This is a genomic window from Brucella oryzae, from assembly GCF_041929965.1.
GTDB lineage: Bacteria > Pseudomonadota > Alphaproteobacteria > Rhizobiales > Rhizobiaceae > Brucella > Brucella oryzae.
In genome coordinates this window covers 176251-193258 of the sequence record NZ_JBHEEO010000002.1, presented here as the reverse complement: position 1 = coordinate 193258, position 17008 = coordinate 176251, and the positions used below count along the sequence as shown (strand labels likewise).

The window sequence follows — 17008 nt, the reverse complement described above, 5'->3', positions numbered from 1 at the left end:
CATGCAATGGAGGCCGTCATGGCCAAGACTGATATTGCGCGCCGCGTCTACAATCACGCATGGAAGCTCGATCCCATTGTCCGCAGCCTTCTGGATACGGATTTCTACAAGCTTCTGATGCTGCAGATGATCTGGGGCCTTTACCCCAAGGTGGATGCAACCTTCTCGCTCATCAACCGCACGACTTCCGTGCGCCTTGCCGACGAAATCGACGAGGGCGAACTGCGTGCGCAGCTCGATCATGCGCGCACGCTACGCTTTTCCAAGAAGGAAATGATCTGGCTGGCGGGTAACAGTTTCTATGGCCGCAAGCAGATTTTCCAGCCCGAGTTCCTGAACTGGCTGCACGATTTCCAGCTGCCGGAGTATGATCTGCGCCGTAAGGACGGCCAGTACGAGCTGCATTTCCATGGACCGTGGTCGCACACGACCATGTGGGAAATTCCCGCACTTGCCATCATCAATGAGCTGCGTTCGCGCGCGGCGATGAAAAATCTCGGGCCATTTTCGCTCGACGTGCTTTATGCGCGCGCCAAAGCGAAGATGTGGAGCAAGGTCGAACGTCTGCGCCAGCTTCCCGACCTGAAGATTTCGGACTTCGGCACGCGCCGCCGCCATTCATTCCTGTGGCAGCGCTGGTGCGTCGAGGCGCTGAAGGAAGGCATCGGCAATGCCTTTACCGGCACCAGCAATGTGCTTCTGGCTATGGATACCGACGTTGAAGCGCTCGGCACCAATGCGCATGAATTGCCGATGGTGCTGGCAGCGCTTGCCAAGAATGACGAGGAACTGCGTTCAGCGCCTTATCGTGTGCTGCAAGACTGGAACCGTTACTATGGCGGCAATCTTCTGATCGTGCTGCCCGATGCTTTCGGAACGGCTGCCTTCCTGCGCAATGCGCCCGACTGGGTTGCCGACTGGACCGGCTTCCGCCCCGACAGCGCCCCGCCTATCGAAGGCGGTGAGCGCATCATCGAATGGTGGAAGTCGCGCGGCAAGGACCCGCGTGAAAAACTGCTGATCTTTTCCGATGCGCTTGATGTGGACACGATCGAGGAGACCTATCGTCATTTCGAGGGACGTGTGCGCATGAGCTTCGGCTGGGGCACCAATCTCACCAATGATTTCGCGGGCTGCGCCCCGAAGGAAATCGAAGGGCTGAATGCCATCTCGCTGGTCTGCAAGGTGACGGATGCAAACGGCCATCCGGCGGTCAAGCTTTCCGACAATCCGCAAAAGGCGACGGGCGATCCCAAGGAAGTGGCGCGTTATCTCAAGTTCTTCGGGAATGAGGAACGGGTGGAGCAGCTCGTCCGTGTGTGACGAGCTGCAACGCTGTCTATTTGTTTTTACGCATGTCTTTATCCCGTCGTAGCGGGGTCAGAAATCAATCCAGTGGACTGATTTCCCCGCGGAGGCGGTTTCCACTTTCGGGAGACATGCTCTATTCCATCAACCGCGCTGTGCCGGAAACGCGGATAGAGCCGCCGCGTTCATTGCCGATCCGGGCGCGCAGATGTGAGGGGCTGCCCATATCCTCGCCTTGAAAGACCTCGATCTCGCCGCCATGAGGCCAGCCGCTGTCACGCAGATAAGCGGCAAAGGCCGCCGTGGCCGCACCGGTCGCCGGGTCTTCATATACTCCGCCCGATGCAAACGGGTTGCGGCTGTGAAAGCGCTGCGGCGTTTCCGAATAGATGAGCAGGATCGTCGTCCATCCCTGCCGGTTCATCAGGATGCGTCCGCGCGGCAGGTCGTAATGCATCGAAGCGAGCTTCTCGCGTGAACGAAGCGGAAGCACGATATGGTCCGCACCGGCATGGATCAGTGCGGGCGCAAGGCCGGGCGCCAGATCGTCTTTTTCATAACCGAACAGGGCGAGCGCCTGCTCGATTTCCGTTTCCGTAGCGGCGCGCTGGCGTGTTGGCGGCGATTGCAGGCTGGCCGCAAACAGCTCGCCTTCCTTGCGGCCTTCGACGCTGATATCGCCATTGTTGAGCTTGAGCGCGAAACGGCCATCGCCTTCACGCATGGCCAACGCGGCGCCGAGAGCAATCGTGGCATGACCGCAGAACGGCACTTCCATTTCCGGCGCAAAATAACGAACGCGCCAGCTATCGTCCTCCGGCGCAGCAAAGGCGGTTTCGGAAAAGCCGACATCCTTTGCGATTTTCTGCATATCCTGCGGGGAGGGCAGGCGATCGGCGATCAACACTCCAGCGGGATTGCCGCCCTGATTGCCTTGCGAAAAGGCAGCAATGCGCAACACGTCCATGGTTTCTCCTCGCCAGTCTGATTCGTGTCCCGCCCACCCCTATAAAAAGCGTGAAATGTGGCCGGTCAAGCAGTCTGTCGGCTAGTGTGGCGAATTCGAAATTCGCATCACTTGGGAGCAGCGCCGTGAACGATTTTCGGATTCAAGTCCACCACATTGGCGGAAACTATCAACAGCATAGGCCGCTCCATTTCCTCCGACAGGGCTGGCCATGCCGCGATCTGCTCTGGCGACGGTCTCCATTCCTCCAGCCGGTTGATGGCAAATCCGGCCTCAATCAGTGCGTTGACTGTCGTGCTGAGACGGCGGTGATATTTGATGACGCCGTCTGCCAGCCAGTCGGTTCGCCGCTCACCTTCCACGGCGTAATGATCCACTGGCCACCGCTTCTGGCCATTACTTTCTTCGATCCAGCCCGGCGCGTGTGGTGCCATGAAGATCGGATGCTCGATCGTGAAAACAAACCGGCCTTCGGACCGCAAAGCCGCGTGGATCGTTTTCAAAAGCCGCGGGAAATCGCGAATATAGTGAAAGGCCAAGGAACTATAGACGAGATCGAAGCTTGCTTTCGGAAGTTCCAGCTCCTCCATGTCTGCCTGAATATAGCGAACGGCGTCATCATCAGTGTCGCGGCGCGCGCGTTCCAGCATGTTTTCCGAAAGATCGTAGCCGGTGACGGAGGCAGCCCCCTTTGCGCGGGCAAAGCGGCAAAACCAGCCGAAGCCGCAGCCGAGATCGCCGACGTCACGACCGGTCAGATCGGGCAGAAGGGAGCGGACGAAGGGCCATTCCGGTGCGCCTTCCAGCCCATGCACCGAGCGCGGCAGCTGGCTGTAAGCGGTGAAGAAATCGTCGCGATCATAAATATTCTGGGCCATGGTCTATCGTTCGGTCAGTGCGAGTTTTGCCCCGAGCGCGACGAAGGCGGCAGCAAAGCTGCGGCGCATCCATGCAAGTACGGCGGGGCGCGATATGATCTGGTTGCGGACGCCAGCTGCGAAAACACCGTAGATCGCAAACACCACGAATGTCATCGCCATGAAAACGAGCGACAGTTCCACCATGCGGGCAACCGTCCCGCCCTGCTGCGTATTCACGAATTGCGGCAGGAAGGCAAAGAAGAATATCGACAGTTTGGGATTCAACAGATTGACGAGGATCGCCGACCAGATCACCTCACGGTCCGAACGCGGCGCGTCGTCAGTCTCGATCTTCAGTGTGCCGTGTTCCTTGAGCGTCATCCACGCCATATAGAGCAGATAGGCAACACCTGCATATTTGATGATTTCAAAAGCCAGTGCGCTGGCATGGAGCAGGGCTGCGAGCCCTGTCACGGCAGCCAGCATATGCGGCACGATGCCGAGCGCGCAGCCGAGCGCGGCAATGACCGAGGCGCGTGCGCCACGGGAGAGCCCGGCAGCAAGCGTTACCAGCACGCCAGTGCCGGGGGAGGCAACGATGATGAAGGATGTCAGCAGAAATTCGATGCTCATGATGCGTCAGCTTTCTTTTGCGCATTATCCTACGCAAAACCGCTTCGCACTTTTGCTGGAAATACTTGTGCACGCATCATGTCACGGCTTTTCTGTGCGTCAATCCTTCATCTCATGCGCCCATGGCGGGTTTGCCCCTGCGCGCGAAACAGTTACCGCAGCAGCCCGGACTCCGAGCGCGACAGCGGAATGAATCTGGTCTTCGGTCAGTTCGGCAAGCGCATCCTTGTCGAGAAGGCTCTGATTGTGAAGGCTGGCAAGAATGCCTGCGTTGACTGTGTCTCCCGCGCCAACGGTGTCGACCACGTCCACTTTTACACCCGGCACACGCACGGTTGCCTTGGCGGTATAGGCGTCGGCACCATGCGCACCCTTGGTGATGACCACCAGTTTCGGTCCAAGCTTCAGCCATTCGGCGGCGATTTCGTCGTGGCTACCCTTTTCGCCAAACCAGGCAAGGTCTTCGTCCGAGAGCTTCACGATATCGGCAAGCGCGATCATACGTTTCATGCGTGCCAGATGCTTTTTGCGGTCGGTGATGAAGCTTGCGCGGATATTCGGGTCGAGGAACATGACACGTCTTGATGCTTCGCGCGTCATCAGCGATTCATAAACACTGCCGCACGGTTCGGAAATCAGGCTGATACAGCCGAACAGCATGGCATCGATGGCATCGTCGACATAGGGCATGTCGCTTTCTGCCAGCATGCGGCCTGCTGTGTTTTCATCATAGAAGGCATAACGTGCCTGTCCGTCCACCAGACGCACGAAAGCCAGTGTCGTCGGCCGATCCGAGATTGCCGCGAAGGAATAATCGACATTGGATCGCGCCAGATTATCGCGCAGCACTTCGCCAAAAAAATCAGATGAAATACCGGAAAAGAAACCGGTTGGTACATCAAGCCGTCCAAGTGCGATGGCCGTGTTGAAGACAGAACCGCCCGCGAAAGGCTGGAACGCGGTCTCACCGCCTGTTGTTTCGCGTGGCAGCATGTCGATCAGGGATTCACCGCAGCACAGGATCATGAAGGCACAACTCAGCTGTTAAATCGATTGAAACAGACATAAGCACAAAAGCACGGAGAATTTCAATCTCCGCGCTTTGTTTGGATATCAGACGTGCTGGCCGCCATTGATATGAATTTCCGAGCCCGTCACATAGGACGAAGCCTCAGAACAGAGGAAATAGATGGTTTCTGCCACTTCCGATGTTTTGCCGAGGCGGCGCATCGGAAGCTGTTCCACCAGCTTGTCGGTCCCCGGCGAAAGGATCGCCGTATCGATTTCGCCGGGCGCAATGGCATTGACGCGGATGCCATAGGGCCCGAAGTCGGACGCCATTTCGCGGGTCAGGGCAGCAAGTGCGGCCTTCGAGGTTGCATAGGCGGTTCCGGCGAATGGGTGCACGCGGCTACCGGCGATAGAGGTCACATTGACGACAGAGCCTTGTGCTGCTTCCAGTTCCTTGAACAGGCCGCGGGCCAGCATGATCGGCGCCATGAAATTTACCTGGAACACGTCACGCCAGACTGCCATCGGTGTCTCGATGGAATTCATGCGGCGACCGCCTTCGGCCTTCGGCGAAATGCCCGCATTGTTGACCAGCGCATGCAGCTTGCTGCCATCGGCCTCGAGACGGCGGCGGATTTCGGCTATTGCCTTGCCGACATCTTCCTGATCGGCCAGATCGACCTTGATGTGGTCTTCCGGTCCTGCGGGCCAGGGGCAATTGTCGGAAAAATCCTGTCGGGAGCAGGTGATGACACGCCACCCGGCACGCGAAAAACGTTTCACTGTCGCGTGGCCGATGCCACGGCTGGCCCCGGTCAGGACCAGAGTTTTACGCTCGGTATCCGTCTTGGGAGTATCGGAATCGGAAACGTCTGTTTTGGTAACTTGGGACATGGAAACCTCGCTCTCCAATCTTGAATAGACCAAGCCGCTCAAGATTTCGAGGGGAATTAAAGCGCATTCCGAAAAGTGTGAAACGGTTTTCGGATTTAATACGCGTTAGCGAAAATAGTGAGAGCGCCGTTCTGATTTAATCAGATCGAAACGCCCTTGAGCACACTTGCATTGAAGCTGCTTCACTTGATCGTACGTAAAGGCCGCCTGTGGTGACGGCCCCTGCTGGTGCTACTGCGAATTACCCATGATGATGTCGAGCAATGTCGTGGATTTTCCCGACTGCTGCCCACCGCCCACATCGCCGGGGGGAACCGGGCGATAGTTATCATTGGCCGGGTATGTGGCCGCGCCGGATTGTTCGGCGAGCGGGCGTCCCGTCTCACTCGACTGCTGGATCCCGTTGCGGGCCGTGGAATCCGGCGCAGGCGGCCAATAGCCGTCATCACCATTGCCTGCCATCGGCTGATTGCCATAGGGATCCTGGGGCATCATGCCGGGATCGTAAGGCGCATTCGGGTCGATGCCGTCGCTGCCGCCAGGGACAATGTTCTGGATGTCGTAGTGGCCGGGAAGTTGGGCGATAGGCACGCCCTTGTGTGCTTCCTTCATGAAATTTTTCCAGGCTGCCACGGGAAGGGTCGAACCGAATACGCGCTTCATGCCCTTGCCGTCATCATTGCCGAACCATACGCCGGTTGTGAGATTGGCCGTATAGCCGACGAACCAGGCATCACGGAAGTTCTGGCTGGTGCCGGTCTTGCCTGCGGCAGGCCAGCCGAAGGCAGCACGCTTTGCCGTTCCGTCCTCGACGGTGCGCTGCAGCATGGCATTCATCATGCCGACATTGCGCTCGTCAATCACGCGCGGGCCGACGCCATCTTCCTTCTGATAAAGTACCTTGCCGTCCGAATCCGTTACCTTGGTGATAAAATAGACCGGCGCGCGATAGCCGCCATTGGCAAACGGTACATAGGCGTCGGTCAGTTCCAGCAAGGTCACTTCCGATGTTCCGAGCGCCAGCGAGGCATTGGCTTCGAGTTTCGATTGAACCCCAAGCCGATGCGCCGTGTCGATCACGGTCTGCGGGCCGACTTCCATCACGAGCTGTGCCGCTACCGAGTTCAGCGAATGAGAAAGCGCGGTCGCGAGCGTCACCTGTCCCATATATTTGCCATTATCGTTGCTTGGCGTCCACTTGCCGATGCGGACAGGGGCGTCATTGCGTACCGAATCCGGCGTGCGGCCCTGTTCCAGCGCTGAAAGATAGACGAAAGGCTTGAAAGAGGAGGCTGGCTGGCGGCGCGCATCGGTGACACGGTCGAACTGGCTTGTCGCGTAATCGACGCCACCGACCATGGTGCGAACAGCGCCGGTGCTATCTATGGAAACGAGCGCACCCTGGCTGGCATTCATCTTTTTGCCATTCTGGGAAATCTGGTCCTTGATTGCCTCTTCACCGGCGCGCTGCAGGTTGAGGTCAATGGTGGTCTGGACGGTGATGTCTTCCTTCGCTTCACCGATCAGCTCGGGCAGTTCCGCCACAACCTTGTCGGCGACATAGTTTTCGGAACCCTGCCAGTAGGATGGCGCACGCGTCATCGGTTCGCTCTCCGCGATCGCCATCTGGCTGTCGTCGATCATGCCTTCCTGACGCATGGCGCCCAGCACCAGCTTGGCACGTGCGGCGGCGGCTTCCGGATCGCGGGCAGGCGACAGGCGCGACGGTGCTTTTAGAAGACCAGCAAGTGTTGCCGCTTCCATCAGGTTCACGTCCTTGGCGGGCTTGCTGAAATAACGCCGCGAGGCTGCATCAACGCCGAAAGCGCCGGAACCGAGATAGACCCGGTTCAGATACATCTCGAGGATTTGATCCTTGGTGTATTTGTGCTCGAGCCACAGCGCGAGCATGACTTCCTGCACCTTACGCTCCAGTGTGCGATCAGGAGAAAGAAAAAGGTTCTTGGCAAGTTGCTGCGTGAGCGTCGATCCGCCTTGAACGGCGCGGCCTGAAACGACATTGGTTACAACCGCGCGCGCAAGGCCGATAGGATCTATGCCGAAATGCGAATAGAAGCGCCGATCCTCGATGGCGATGACCGCTTTTGGAATATAAGGCGACATTTCATGCAAGCCGACAGCCTCGCCGCCGGTGGTGCCGCGATTGGCGATCAGGTTACCGTTGACATCGACGATGCGTACATTCGGTGGACGATCCGGGATAGTCCAGTCGGTCGTCGGCGGCATTTTGGCGGCGAAATAGACGAGCATGCCTGCAAAGGCGATGCCGCCCCATAATCCCAGCACGAGGCACCAATAGATCGAGCGGCGCAGAAAACCGAGAAAGCCGCGCGGCTTCTTCTTGCCGCGTCGTGAGGAACGCGGTTCCGGTTCGTCTGATTTCTTGCGCCGGCGTTGCTGTGTGCGAGCCATGCGGTCCTCCTCATCAACGCGAAACACCTCGTCATCTTTTTTCTCTTCGCCACCGAAGGAAGGTTCGATGCGTCGGTTTTTATCGTCACGCGATGCCATGTCAGTCTGGAGCCGCCCACCCGTTTGCCGGTACAATCGTGATGAAAACCGGTCATTATGAATAATGTTTGCGTGTTTTACGGGATTTTGCGCCGCAAAAGCAAACAAGGGTCTAACCCGGTGCAGGGTAAATGCGGCAGTTTAAAGGGAGGCTTCTTATTAATACGTAAAAAGCCCCGCATGCTGCGAGGCTTTTCAAAGCGTGCTTTAAAAGCGATCAGAACTTGTATGCTACACCGAGACGAATGTCATTCGTGGTGAAGTGGTTCTTCGTGCCGACATCAATGCCCGCAGGCCGGATATCATTCTTACCGAAGTCGGTGTAGCGGTATTCCAGGCGAAGAATGATGTTATCCGTTGCAGCGTAATCAACACCGGCACCTGCGGTCCAACCGGTGCTCGTTTTGCTGGACGTACCGCTGATGACATGCAGTTGGTCAAGAACAATATTGTATGAGTTTTTGACCTGACCGAAGGCGACGCCGCCTGCTACGTAGGGCATAAAGCGGTCGGCAGCGTAACCGATACGGCCGCGAACAGCGCCAGACCAGCGGTTTTTGGTTTCAATGCTGTTATCGCCGCCGAAAGCAAATTTCTTGGAGATGCCAGCATAGGAAAAATCGCCGTCGACGCCGAGAATGACGTTGTTTCCGACGTCAAAATTATAACCCGCATAAACGCCGCCGAGAAAGCCCTTGGGCTTGAAGGAATCAACGCCGTCACCAAAGTCCGTATTGCTGAATTTCGATTTGCCGAAGCCGTATCCAACTTGACCGCCGATATAGGCGCCGCTCCAGCTAAAGCCTGGCATGACAGCGATCGGTGCAGGTTCTTCAGCAACGATTGCATCAGCCGCTTTGGCGCTGGTCACAGCCAAGAGTCCAAAGAAAGATGCGGTGATCAACGATCCAAATTTCATTACAATCTCCTAAAATAAATATAGTATGGAACTATTCTTTTCGTATAAAGCATCGTGTCATTTATGTATGTAGTAAATATGCAACTATAAATCAAATTCACATAGTTTAAAATTATTACATATTATTGTTAAGTAATAGTTTAGTGTATATTATGAGATAATGAAATTGATTTTCCGCCAGTCGATGGTGATGTTTCTCTATATGAGGAAGTCAATCCGACGACCGATTTCCTTACCTGGCTCTAAACGCGAAAAAGCCCCGCATTGCGGGGCTTTCCGAACTTGATCCAATCAGAATTAGAACTTGTATGCGACGCCCAGGCGGACTTCGTTGGTCTTGAAATCCTGGTTGACGTTCACGCCGCCGAAGTCGATATCCTTGTCGCCGTAGTCAGTGTAGCGATATTCGAGGCGCAGGATCACATTGTCCGTTGCGGCGTAATCAACGCCGGCACCTGCCGTCCAACCGGTAAGCGTCTTGCTCTCGGAGAACTCTACGGGGCCAACATTGCCGCTGGTTTTGACCTGTCCGAAGGCTACACCACCTGCGATATAAGGCAGGAAGCGATCAAATGCGTAGCCGACACGGCCGCGAACGGCGCCCGACCAGCGAAGCTTGCTTTCAAGCGAGCCGCCAAGTCCGGTGAAGTCATCTTTCAGATTGTTGTAAGTAGCGTCACCATCAATGCCGAGAACGACATTGTTGCCGAGGTCAAAGTTGTAACCGGCATAGAGACCGCCGAGGAAGCCATCCGGCTTCAGTTCGAGAGTATCGAAACCATCATCAAATCGGGATTTGCCCCAGCCATAACCGATCTGGCCACCGATATAGGCACCGTTCCAGGTGAAGGTTGGAGCAATCACGACCGGAGCCGGTTCCTGTTCGATGACGGCGTCAGCGGCCTTCGCGCCGGTAGCGGCTACAACGGCGACAGTCGATGCAAGAAGAAGGGCTTTGAGCTTCATGATAAACCTCCTGAAGGAAAGTCTCAGAACCAATAGTTGTCCCTAATATAAGCGATCGCTGTTAAATGTCTGTAGCAAACAAGACACATCAAGGGGAATGTCGCTTGGGTAGTACACGTTCCCGTGAATGCCATGAGAGGGGTTTTCACCTCAGACAGGTGCAATATGGCGCAGGCTCACGCAGATTCTTCGGGATACTATTCTGCCGCCGTTCGCGTTATAGAAGGCAGCTGAACTTGCGGGGGAAACGAGAATGCATGACATGAAGAGCGTAAACGGGCGGATCGACTGGGTCGATATTGCCAAGGGCATCTGCATCATCTTCGTGGTCATGATGCATTCCACGCTTGGCGTGGAGAAGGCAGCCGGTGCACAAGGCTGGATGCACTACGTTGTCGCCTTTGCCAAGCCTTTCCGTATGCCGGATTTCTTCATGATATCGGGCCTGTTCCTCAGTCTTGTCATTGATAGGCCATGGCGGCGCTATCTCGACCGCAAGATCGTACACTTTCTCTATTTTTATGTTCTGTGGCTCACGATACAGTTTGCCTTCAAGGCACCGGGCATTGCCAGCGAAGCGGGGATTTCCGGTGTGCTGAACGCTTATCTGATGGCCTTCATAGAGCCATTCGGGACGTTGTGGTTCATCTATATTCTGCCTGTTTTCTTCATCGCGACGCGGCTTTTAAAGCGCGTGCCTGTGGGGGTGACCTTTACCGCACTGGCTTTTCTGGAAATTCTGCCCGTGCATACGGGCTGGGTGATGATCGACGAATTCTGCTCGCGTTTCGTCTATTTTTATGCGGGCTATGCCTTTGCTCCCGCCATCTTTCGGGCTGCAGACTGGCTACGCCAGCGTCCGTTGATCGCCATTGTCGGACTGCTCGTCTGGGGTCTTGTCGAATATAAGCTCGTCTTTATGCCAGTGCCGGAAAGCCTTGCTGCGTTAATATCGCCCGCAAGCGACCTTCTGAACGGGCGCGGTGCAGTCAGTGATCTGCCGGTTGTGTCGCTCCTGTTGGGGCTGGTGGGAGCACTGGCGATCATCTCTATCTCCTCACTTCTGAGTCTGCTGCCAGTCAGAAACTGGCTGCATCGTGGCTTGAGCTGGCTCGGCGCGCATTCGATTGTCGTCTATCTGGCCTTCTTCTTGCCCATGGCCATTGCCCGCACGGTGCTGCTGAAACTCGGCATCGGCGATATCGGCACCGTCTCGCTTCTGACAACCGCAAGCGGCGTTATTGGCCCGGTCATTCTTTATGGCCTTATCCAGTGGAGCGGCCACGGGCAATTTCTGTTCCGCCGCCCCGGCTGGGCTTATATCGACCAGGCGCCGCAAAAGAAAACGGCGGCTGCCGCCGCCATTTGATTTCATCACGAATGCGCGAAAATATCGTCTTCCGGCCAGCCCATCAGATCGAGTTCCGAGCGCGTCGGCAGGAATTTGAAGCAGGCCTCGGCCTGTTTCGCGCGGCTATCGCGCTCAAGACGCTGTTCCAGAACGGCCTTCAGGCGATGCAGATAGAGCACGTCGGATGCCGCATATTCGAGCTGGGCAGCGGACAGAGTTTCCGCGGCCCAGTCGGATGATTGCTGCTGCTTGGAAATCGACACGTCGAGAAGCTCGTTGCAAAGCTCTTTCAGCCCGTGACGATCCGTATAGGTGCGGGTCAGCTTCGACGCGATCTTGGTGCAGAAGACCGGCTGCGGCATGGTGCCGAAAGCGTGCGCCAGAACGGCCAAGTCGAAACGGCCGAAATGAAAGATCTTGGTGATCGATCGATCTTTCAGTAACTTGACCAGATTGGGAGCCTTCTTCTGCCCGGCCTCGATCTGGATCACATCTGCCGTGCCGTCGCCGGGCGAAATCTGCACCACGCAGAGCCGGTCGCGATGCGGATTGAGGCCCAGCGTTTCGGTGTCTATGGCGACCGCATCAACCTGATAATGGTCGAGGTTCGGCAGATCGTTTTTATGAAAACGGATAGTCATCTAATGTTCCTTACTTGGCGGCAATAGCCGCCATAATTCTTGCCCAAGAGCGCTGGCCTTTGTGGAAAGAGTTCAGCTCGTATTTTTCGTTGGGCGAATGAATGCGGTCATCTTCGAGGCCAAAGCCGACGAGAAGCGATTCCATGCCGAGGAACTTGTCGAAATCGCCGACAATTGGAATCGAGCCGCCCATGGCGATCAGCACGGCTGGCTTCGGCCATTCGTCGGAAAGCGCATCCTTGGCCTTGGAAACCAGCGGTGAATCATAAGGCAGCTGGATTGCAGGCGAACCGCCATGCGGATGAAATTCGACCGAGCAATCGGCTGGAACACGCTCTTTCACGAAGGCGCGGAAGGCTTCGCGGATCTTCACCGGATCCTGCTTATGCACGAGGCGGAACGAGACCTTGGCGGAAGCTTCCGCTGCGATAACGGTCTTGAAGCCTTCGCCGGTATAGCCGCCGGTGATGCCGTTGACTTCCGCAGTCGGGCGCGCCCAGGTGAGCTCCAGAACGCTGCGACCTTTTTCACCGGACGGGATGGAAAGGCCGATAGGTCCGAGGAAGTTTTCCGCGGTGCGGCCAAGGCTTTCCCAGGATTGCAGGATTTGCGACGGGGTTTCCTCCACGCCTTCATAGAAACCCGTAACGGTGATGCGTCCGGTTTCGTCATGCAGGTCGGCTAGAATTTTGGTGAGAATGTGGATCGGGTTTGCTGCCGCGCCACCGAAGAAACCCGAATGCAGATCGCGGTCGGCGGCCTTGATGACGATTTCTTCGCCAACCAGCCCGCGCAACCCGACGCTGATGGCAGGCGTTTCCGCGTCCCACATGGCCGTGTCGCAAACCAGCGCCACATCGGCCTTGAGCTCTTCCTTGTTAGCGTCGAGGAAAGGCTTCAGCGATGGTGAACCGGATTCCTCTTCACCTTCAAACAGGAGCGTCACTTTGACTGGCAGCTTGCCATTGATCGCCTTATAGGCACGGCAGGCTTCCACAAAGGTCATCAGCTGGCCCTTGTCGTCGGACGTGCCGCGGCCGGTCAGAATCTTGCGGCCATTGCCAAGATCCTTGATGGCCGGATCGAAGGGGTCGTTTTCCCACAGGTTCAGCGGATCGACCGGCTGTACATCGTAGTGACCATAGAAGAGCACATGCGGCGCATCCGGCGTGGCGCCGTCATGGTGAGCAACCACCATCGGATGGCCCGGCGTGTCGCGCACACTGGCGTCAAAGCCAATCGACTTCAGATCGGCCACAAGCCATTCCGCAGCCTTGCGGCAGTCGGCCTTGTAGGCCGGATCGGTGGAAATTGACTTGATCCGCAAAAGATCGAACAGGCGGTCGAGGCTCTTGTCGAGATTGGTGTCGAGATGGGTAAGGACTTTGTCGAGCGATTGCGCGGACATGGAAACTTCCTGACGAGTCGTAACGTAAACTGGCGGCACACTACAACCAGCTTCGTCAAGAAGAAACCCAAATTGAGAGAAGGGCATCTCTCCGAAAATGAATTGGCCGTTACGGTGAGGGGGTTACCGTAACGGCCATATCACTACACTCAAAGCGGCAGCCCGGAGAGGGGAATGAGGCTGCCGCTAACATCCGGTATCCAACGGGGGACGGGTCAGAAAACCGGCGACCGACGAACTGTCGATGACCTGGATTTGGCCTTTCAACTGTGGCTATTCAAGGGCACAGAAGATTACAAATCTGTAACAAACGTGTTATCGTGCCGTGATCGGTTTTCTTTCGTGGACGGACGTTTCTCCTGACACCGGAGCGGTTTCCTTTATGGCCGCTTTCCTCTAATTCTATCTTATGAAAAAAGGCGATCATCTCTTTCTCGTTGACGGCTCGGGCTATATTTTCCGCGCCTATCATGCCCTGCCACCGCTGACCCGCAAGACGGATGGTCTGCCGGTTGGGGCCGTCTCGGGCTTCTGCAACATGCTGTGGAAGCTCTTGAAGGATGCGCGCAATACGGATGTCGGTGTGGTGCCGACCCATTTTGCGGTTATTTTCGATTATTCGTCGAAGACGTTCCGCAACGAAATCTATCCCGAATACAAGGCGAACCGTACCGCACCGCCGGAAGATCTCATTCCGCAATTCGGGCTCATCCGTCAGGCGACGCGCGCCTTCAATCTGCCCTGCATCGAGAAGGAAGGGTTTGAGGCCGACGACCTGATCGCGACCTATGCCCGTATTGCTGAGCAGGCTGGCGGTGATGTCACCATCGTTTCGTCGGACAAGGACCTCATGCAGCTCGTGACGTCGAGTGTGTCGATGTATGACAGCATGAAGGACAAGCAGATTTCGATTCCGGAAGTGATCGAGAAATGGGGCGTTCCACCGGAAAAGATGATCGACCTGCAATCGCTGACCGGCGACAGCACGGATAATGTGCCCGGTATTCCCGGCATAGGTCCCAAGACGGCAGCGCAATTGCTGGAGGAATTCGGTGATCTCGACACGCTTCTGGCCCGCGCCTCGGAAATCAAGCAGAACAAGCGCCGCGAAAACATTCTGGCCTTTGCAGACCAGACCAAGATTTCGCGCGAGCTGGTGACGCTCAAGACTGACGTACCGCTGGATGTCGATCTGGACGCTCTGGTTCTCGAACCGCAGAACGGGCCGAAGCTGATCGGCTTCCTCAAGGCCATGGAGTTCACCTCGCTGACGCGGCGCGTCGCCGAAGCGACCGACACGGATGCGTCCGCCGTCGAGCCGTGCCATGTCGAGACGCAATGGGGCGCGGATGCGCATGGTCCGGACGTCGATGTCGTGGTGACGAGCGTTGAAGAAGTCACGGTCGTCGCGGCAGCGACGGGAGAGCCTGCTGCTGCGGCAACAGGCTATACGCCGCAGGCACTGGCCGAAAAGCGCGCCGCACAAGCCACCGCGCAGAAAATCGATACCAGCGCTTACACCTGCATTCGCGATATCGCCACGCTCAAGCTGTGGCTGGCTGACGCGGTCGAAATCGGTCTCATGGCTTTCGACACGGAAACCAATTCGCTTGATCCGATGCAGGCGGAACTCATCGGCTTCTCGCTGGCGCTCCCGGGCCAGAACAGCACGTCCAAGGCGGCTTATATCCCGCTTCAGCACAAATCCGGTCAGGGCGATTTGCTCGGGGGCGGTATGGTCGAAGGACAAATTCCGCTGGGTGATGCGCTGGCCGCTTTGAAGATCGTGCTTGAGGATGCTTCCGTTCTCAAGATTGCGCAGAACATGAAATATGACTGGCTGGTCATGCGCCGCCACGGCATCAACACTGTATCCTTCGACGATACGATGCTGATTTCCTATGTGCTCGACGCCGGTACGGGCAGTCATGGCATGGACCCGCTTTCGGAGCGCTGGCTGGGTCATACGCCAATCGCCTACAAGGATGTTGCGGGCAGTGGCAAAAGCGCCGTGACCTTCGATATGGTCGATATCGACCGTGCGACGGCCTATGCGGCTGAAGACGCCGATGTGACTTTACGCCTGTGGCAAGTCCTGAAGCCGCGGCTCGCGGCTGAGGGGCTGATGTCGGTCTATGAACGGCTGGAGCGTCCGCTGGTGGATGTGCTGGCGCGTATGGAAGAGCGCGGCATCGCCGTGGATCGACAGGTGCTGTCGCGCCTCTCCGGCGATCTGGCGCAGGCCGCAGCCGCCTATGAAGACGAGATTTACGAACTGGCGGGCGAAAAATTCAATATCGGTTCGCCGAAACAGCTTGGCGATATCCTATTCGGCAAGATGAGTTTGTCCGGCGCATCCAAGACCAAGACCGGCCAATGGTCCACATCTGCGCAGGTGCTGGAAGACCTCGCAGCCGAAGGCCATCCGTTGCCGCGCAAGATCGTCGACTGGCGCCAGCTGACCAAGCTCAAATCCACCTATACCGATGCGCTGCCGGGGTTCATCAACCCTGAGACCAAGCGCGTCCATACATCCTATGCGATGGCTTCCACCTCGACCGGCCGCCTCTCTTCATCCGATCCGAACCTGCAGAATATTCCGGTCCGCACCGCCGAAGGCCGCAAGATCAGGACGGCCTTTATCGCAGAACCGGGCAACAAGCTGATTTCCGCCGATTACAGCCAGATCGAACTGCGCGTTCTGGCCCATGTGGCCGATATTGCGCAATTGAAGCAGGCTTTTGCAGACGGCATCGACATTCACGCCATGACGGCATCGGAAATGTTCGGTGTGCCAGTGGAAGGCATGCCGTCGGAAGTGCGCCGCCGCGCCAAGGCGATCAATTTCGGCATCATCTACGGCATCTCCGCTTTCGGTCTGGCGAACCAGTTGTCGATTCCGCGTGAAGAAGCCGGGCAATATATTCGGACCTATTTCGAGCGCTTTCCCGGCATCAAGGACTACATGGAGGCGACCAAGGCTTTCGCGCGCGAGCATGGCTATGTCGAAACGATTTTCGGTCGCCGTGCGCATTATCCCGATATCAGGGCATCCAACCCGCAGGTTCGCGCTTTCAACGAACGCGCGGCCATTAACGCGCCGATACAGGGTTCGGCTGCCGACATCATCCGCCGCGCCATGATTCGCATGGAAGACGCGCTTGAAAAAGAGAAGCTCGCTGCCCGCATGTTGTTGCAGGTGCACGACGAACTGATCTTCGAAGTGCCTGATCATGAAGTCGAAAAGACCATTCCGGTGGTTCGTCACATTATGGAAAATGCGGCCATGCCCGCTGTCTCGCTTGCAGTGCCGCTGCATGTCGATGCGCGCGCAGCGCATAACTGGGATGAGGCACACTAGAGCGCATTCCGAAAAGTGTGAAACGGTTTTCGGGCCAAATGCGCGTCAAAAAGGACCAGAGCGGCGGTACGATTCAACCGGATCGAATTGCGCTCTGAGGCTTGGCCGGTTGACCTGAGCGGTCCAACCCTATAGGGAAGCACCAATTCTGTTGCTT

At 56.8% G+C, this 17008-nt stretch carries 13 protein-coding genes; 3 read left to right on the top strand and 10 right to left on the bottom strand.

The window, feature by feature from the left end; genetic code table 11:
- Positions 1–18: 18 nt before the first annotated feature.
- A complete protein-coding gene (pncB, locus tag JNC70_RS02765; protein WP_104757195.1) occupies positions 19–1323 on the top strand; it encodes a nicotinate phosphoribosyltransferase in 1305 nt (434 codons plus the stop codon).
- A 121-nt stretch (positions 1324–1444) separates the two neighbouring features.
- Here the strand turns inward: pncB and JNC70_RS02760 are convergent, their stop codons facing one another.
- The 8 genes from JNC70_RS02760 to JNC70_RS02725 form a co-directional block, all read right to left on the bottom strand.
- Positions 1445–2275: a PhzF family protein gene (locus tag JNC70_RS02760; RefSeq protein WP_104757137.1), complete on the bottom strand. Its 831-nt coding sequence runs from the start codon at positions 2273–2275 to the stop codon at positions 1445–1447.
- A 107-nt stretch (positions 2276–2382) separates the two neighbouring features.
- On the bottom strand, positions 2383–3153 hold the full coding sequence (locus JNC70_RS02755; protein ID WP_104757136.1) for a class I SAM-dependent methyltransferase: 771 nt from the start codon (positions 3151–3153) through the stop codon (positions 2383–2385).
- Positions 3154–3156: 3 nt separating this feature from the next.
- Positions 3157–3768, bottom strand: coding sequence for a LysE family translocator (locus tag JNC70_RS02750; protein WP_104757135.1), 612 nt, complete (start codon positions 3766–3768; stop codon positions 3157–3159).
- A gap of 99 nt (positions 3769–3867) precedes the next feature.
- Positions 3868–4794, bottom strand: coding sequence for a carbohydrate kinase family protein (locus JNC70_RS02745; protein WP_104757134.1), 927 nt, complete (start codon positions 4792–4794; stop codon positions 3868–3870).
- A gap of 87 nt (positions 4795–4881) precedes the next feature.
- A complete protein-coding gene (locus JNC70_RS02740) occupies positions 4882–5673 on the bottom strand; it encodes an SDR family NAD(P)-dependent oxidoreductase (RefSeq protein ID WP_104757133.1) in 792 nt (263 codons plus the stop codon).
- A gap of 231 nt (positions 5674–5904) precedes the next feature.
- Positions 5905–8205 carry a transglycosylase domain-containing protein gene (locus JNC70_RS02735; RefSeq protein ID WP_104757132.1) on the bottom strand — a complete coding sequence of 767 codons (2301 nt, stop codon included), beginning with the start codon at positions 8203–8205 and terminating at the stop codon, positions 5905–5907.
- A 217-nt stretch (positions 8206–8422) separates the two neighbouring features.
- On the bottom strand, positions 8423–9124 hold the full coding sequence (locus tag JNC70_RS02730; protein WP_104757131.1) for an outer membrane protein: 702 nt from the start codon (positions 9122–9124) through the stop codon (positions 8423–8425).
- Positions 9125–9421: 297 nt separating this feature from the next.
- A complete protein-coding gene (locus tag JNC70_RS02725) occupies positions 9422–10090 on the bottom strand; it encodes an outer membrane protein (protein ID WP_104757130.1) in 669 nt (222 codons plus the stop codon).
- A gap of 253 nt (positions 10091–10343) precedes the next feature.
- Between JNC70_RS02725 and JNC70_RS02720 the strand changes: the two genes are divergently transcribed.
- Positions 10344–11459, top strand: a complete 1116-nt coding sequence (locus JNC70_RS02720; RefSeq protein WP_104757129.1) for an acyltransferase family protein — start codon at positions 10344–10346, stop codon at positions 11457–11459.
- Positions 11460–11464: 5 nt separating this feature from the next.
- Here JNC70_RS02720 and JNC70_RS02715 read toward each other — a convergent pair whose 3' ends face one another.
- Together JNC70_RS02715 and JNC70_RS02710 are read right to left on the bottom strand one after the other, a co-directional pair.
- Complete coding sequence (locus JNC70_RS02715; protein WP_104757128.1) at positions 11465–12082, bottom strand: ribonuclease D; 618 nt, start codon at positions 12080–12082, stop codon at positions 11465–11467.
- Positions 12083–12092: 10 nt separating this feature from the next.
- Complete coding sequence (locus JNC70_RS02710) at positions 12093–13490, bottom strand: dipeptidase (protein ID WP_104757127.1); 1398 nt, start codon at positions 13488–13490, stop codon at positions 12093–12095.
- A gap of 409 nt (positions 13491–13899) precedes the next feature.
- Between JNC70_RS02710 and polA the strand changes: the two genes are divergently transcribed.
- On the top strand, positions 13900–16851 hold the full coding sequence (gene polA / locus JNC70_RS02705; RefSeq protein WP_104757126.1) for a DNA polymerase I: 2952 nt from the start codon (positions 13900–13902) through the stop codon (positions 16849–16851).
- The last annotated feature ends 157 nt before the right edge of the window (positions 16852–17008 follow it).

Coding starts and splice junctions, on each gene's coding strand:
- polA (WP_104757126.1), top strand. CDS start 13,900: ATGAAAAAAGGCGATCATCTCTTTCTCGTTGACGGCTCGGGCTATATT.
- JNC70_RS02720 (WP_104757129.1), top strand. CDS start 10,344: ATGCATGACATGAAGAGCGTAAACGGGCGGATCGACTGGGTCGATATT.
- JNC70_RS02760 (WP_104757137.1), bottom strand. CDS start 2,275: ATGGACGTGTTGCGCATTGCTGCCTTTTCGCAAGGCAATCAGGGCGGC.
- JNC70_RS02725 (WP_104757130.1), bottom strand. CDS start 10,090: ATGAAGCTCAAAGCCCTTCTTCTTGCATCGACTGTCGCCGTTGTAGCC.
- JNC70_RS02715 (WP_104757128.1), bottom strand. CDS start 12,082: ATGACTATCCGTTTTCATAAAAACGATCTGCCGAACCTCGACCATTAT.
- JNC70_RS02710 (WP_104757127.1), bottom strand. CDS start 13,490: ATGTCCGCGCAATCGCTCGACAAAGTCCTTACCCATCTCGACACCAAT.
- JNC70_RS02730 (WP_104757131.1), bottom strand. CDS start 9,124: ATGAAATTTGGATCGTTGATCACCGCATCTTTCTTTGGACTCTTGGCT.
- pncB (WP_104757195.1), top strand. CDS start 19: ATGGCCAAGACTGATATTGCGCGCCGCGTCTACAATCACGCATGGAAG.
- JNC70_RS02750 (WP_104757135.1), bottom strand. CDS start 3,768: ATGAGCATCGAATTTCTGCTGACATCCTTCATCATCGTTGCCTCCCCC.
- JNC70_RS02740 (WP_104757133.1), bottom strand. CDS start 5,673: ATGTCCCAAGTTACCAAAACAGACGTTTCCGATTCCGATACTCCCAAG.
- JNC70_RS02755 (WP_104757136.1), bottom strand. CDS start 3,153: ATGGCCCAGAATATTTATGATCGCGACGATTTCTTCACCGCTTACAGC.
- JNC70_RS02745 (WP_104757134.1), bottom strand. CDS start 4,794: ATGATCCTGTGCTGCGGTGAATCCCTGATCGACATGCTGCCACGCGAA.
- JNC70_RS02735 (WP_104757132.1), bottom strand. CDS start 8,205: ATGGCATCGCGTGACGATAAAAACCGACGCATCGAACCTTCCTTCGGT.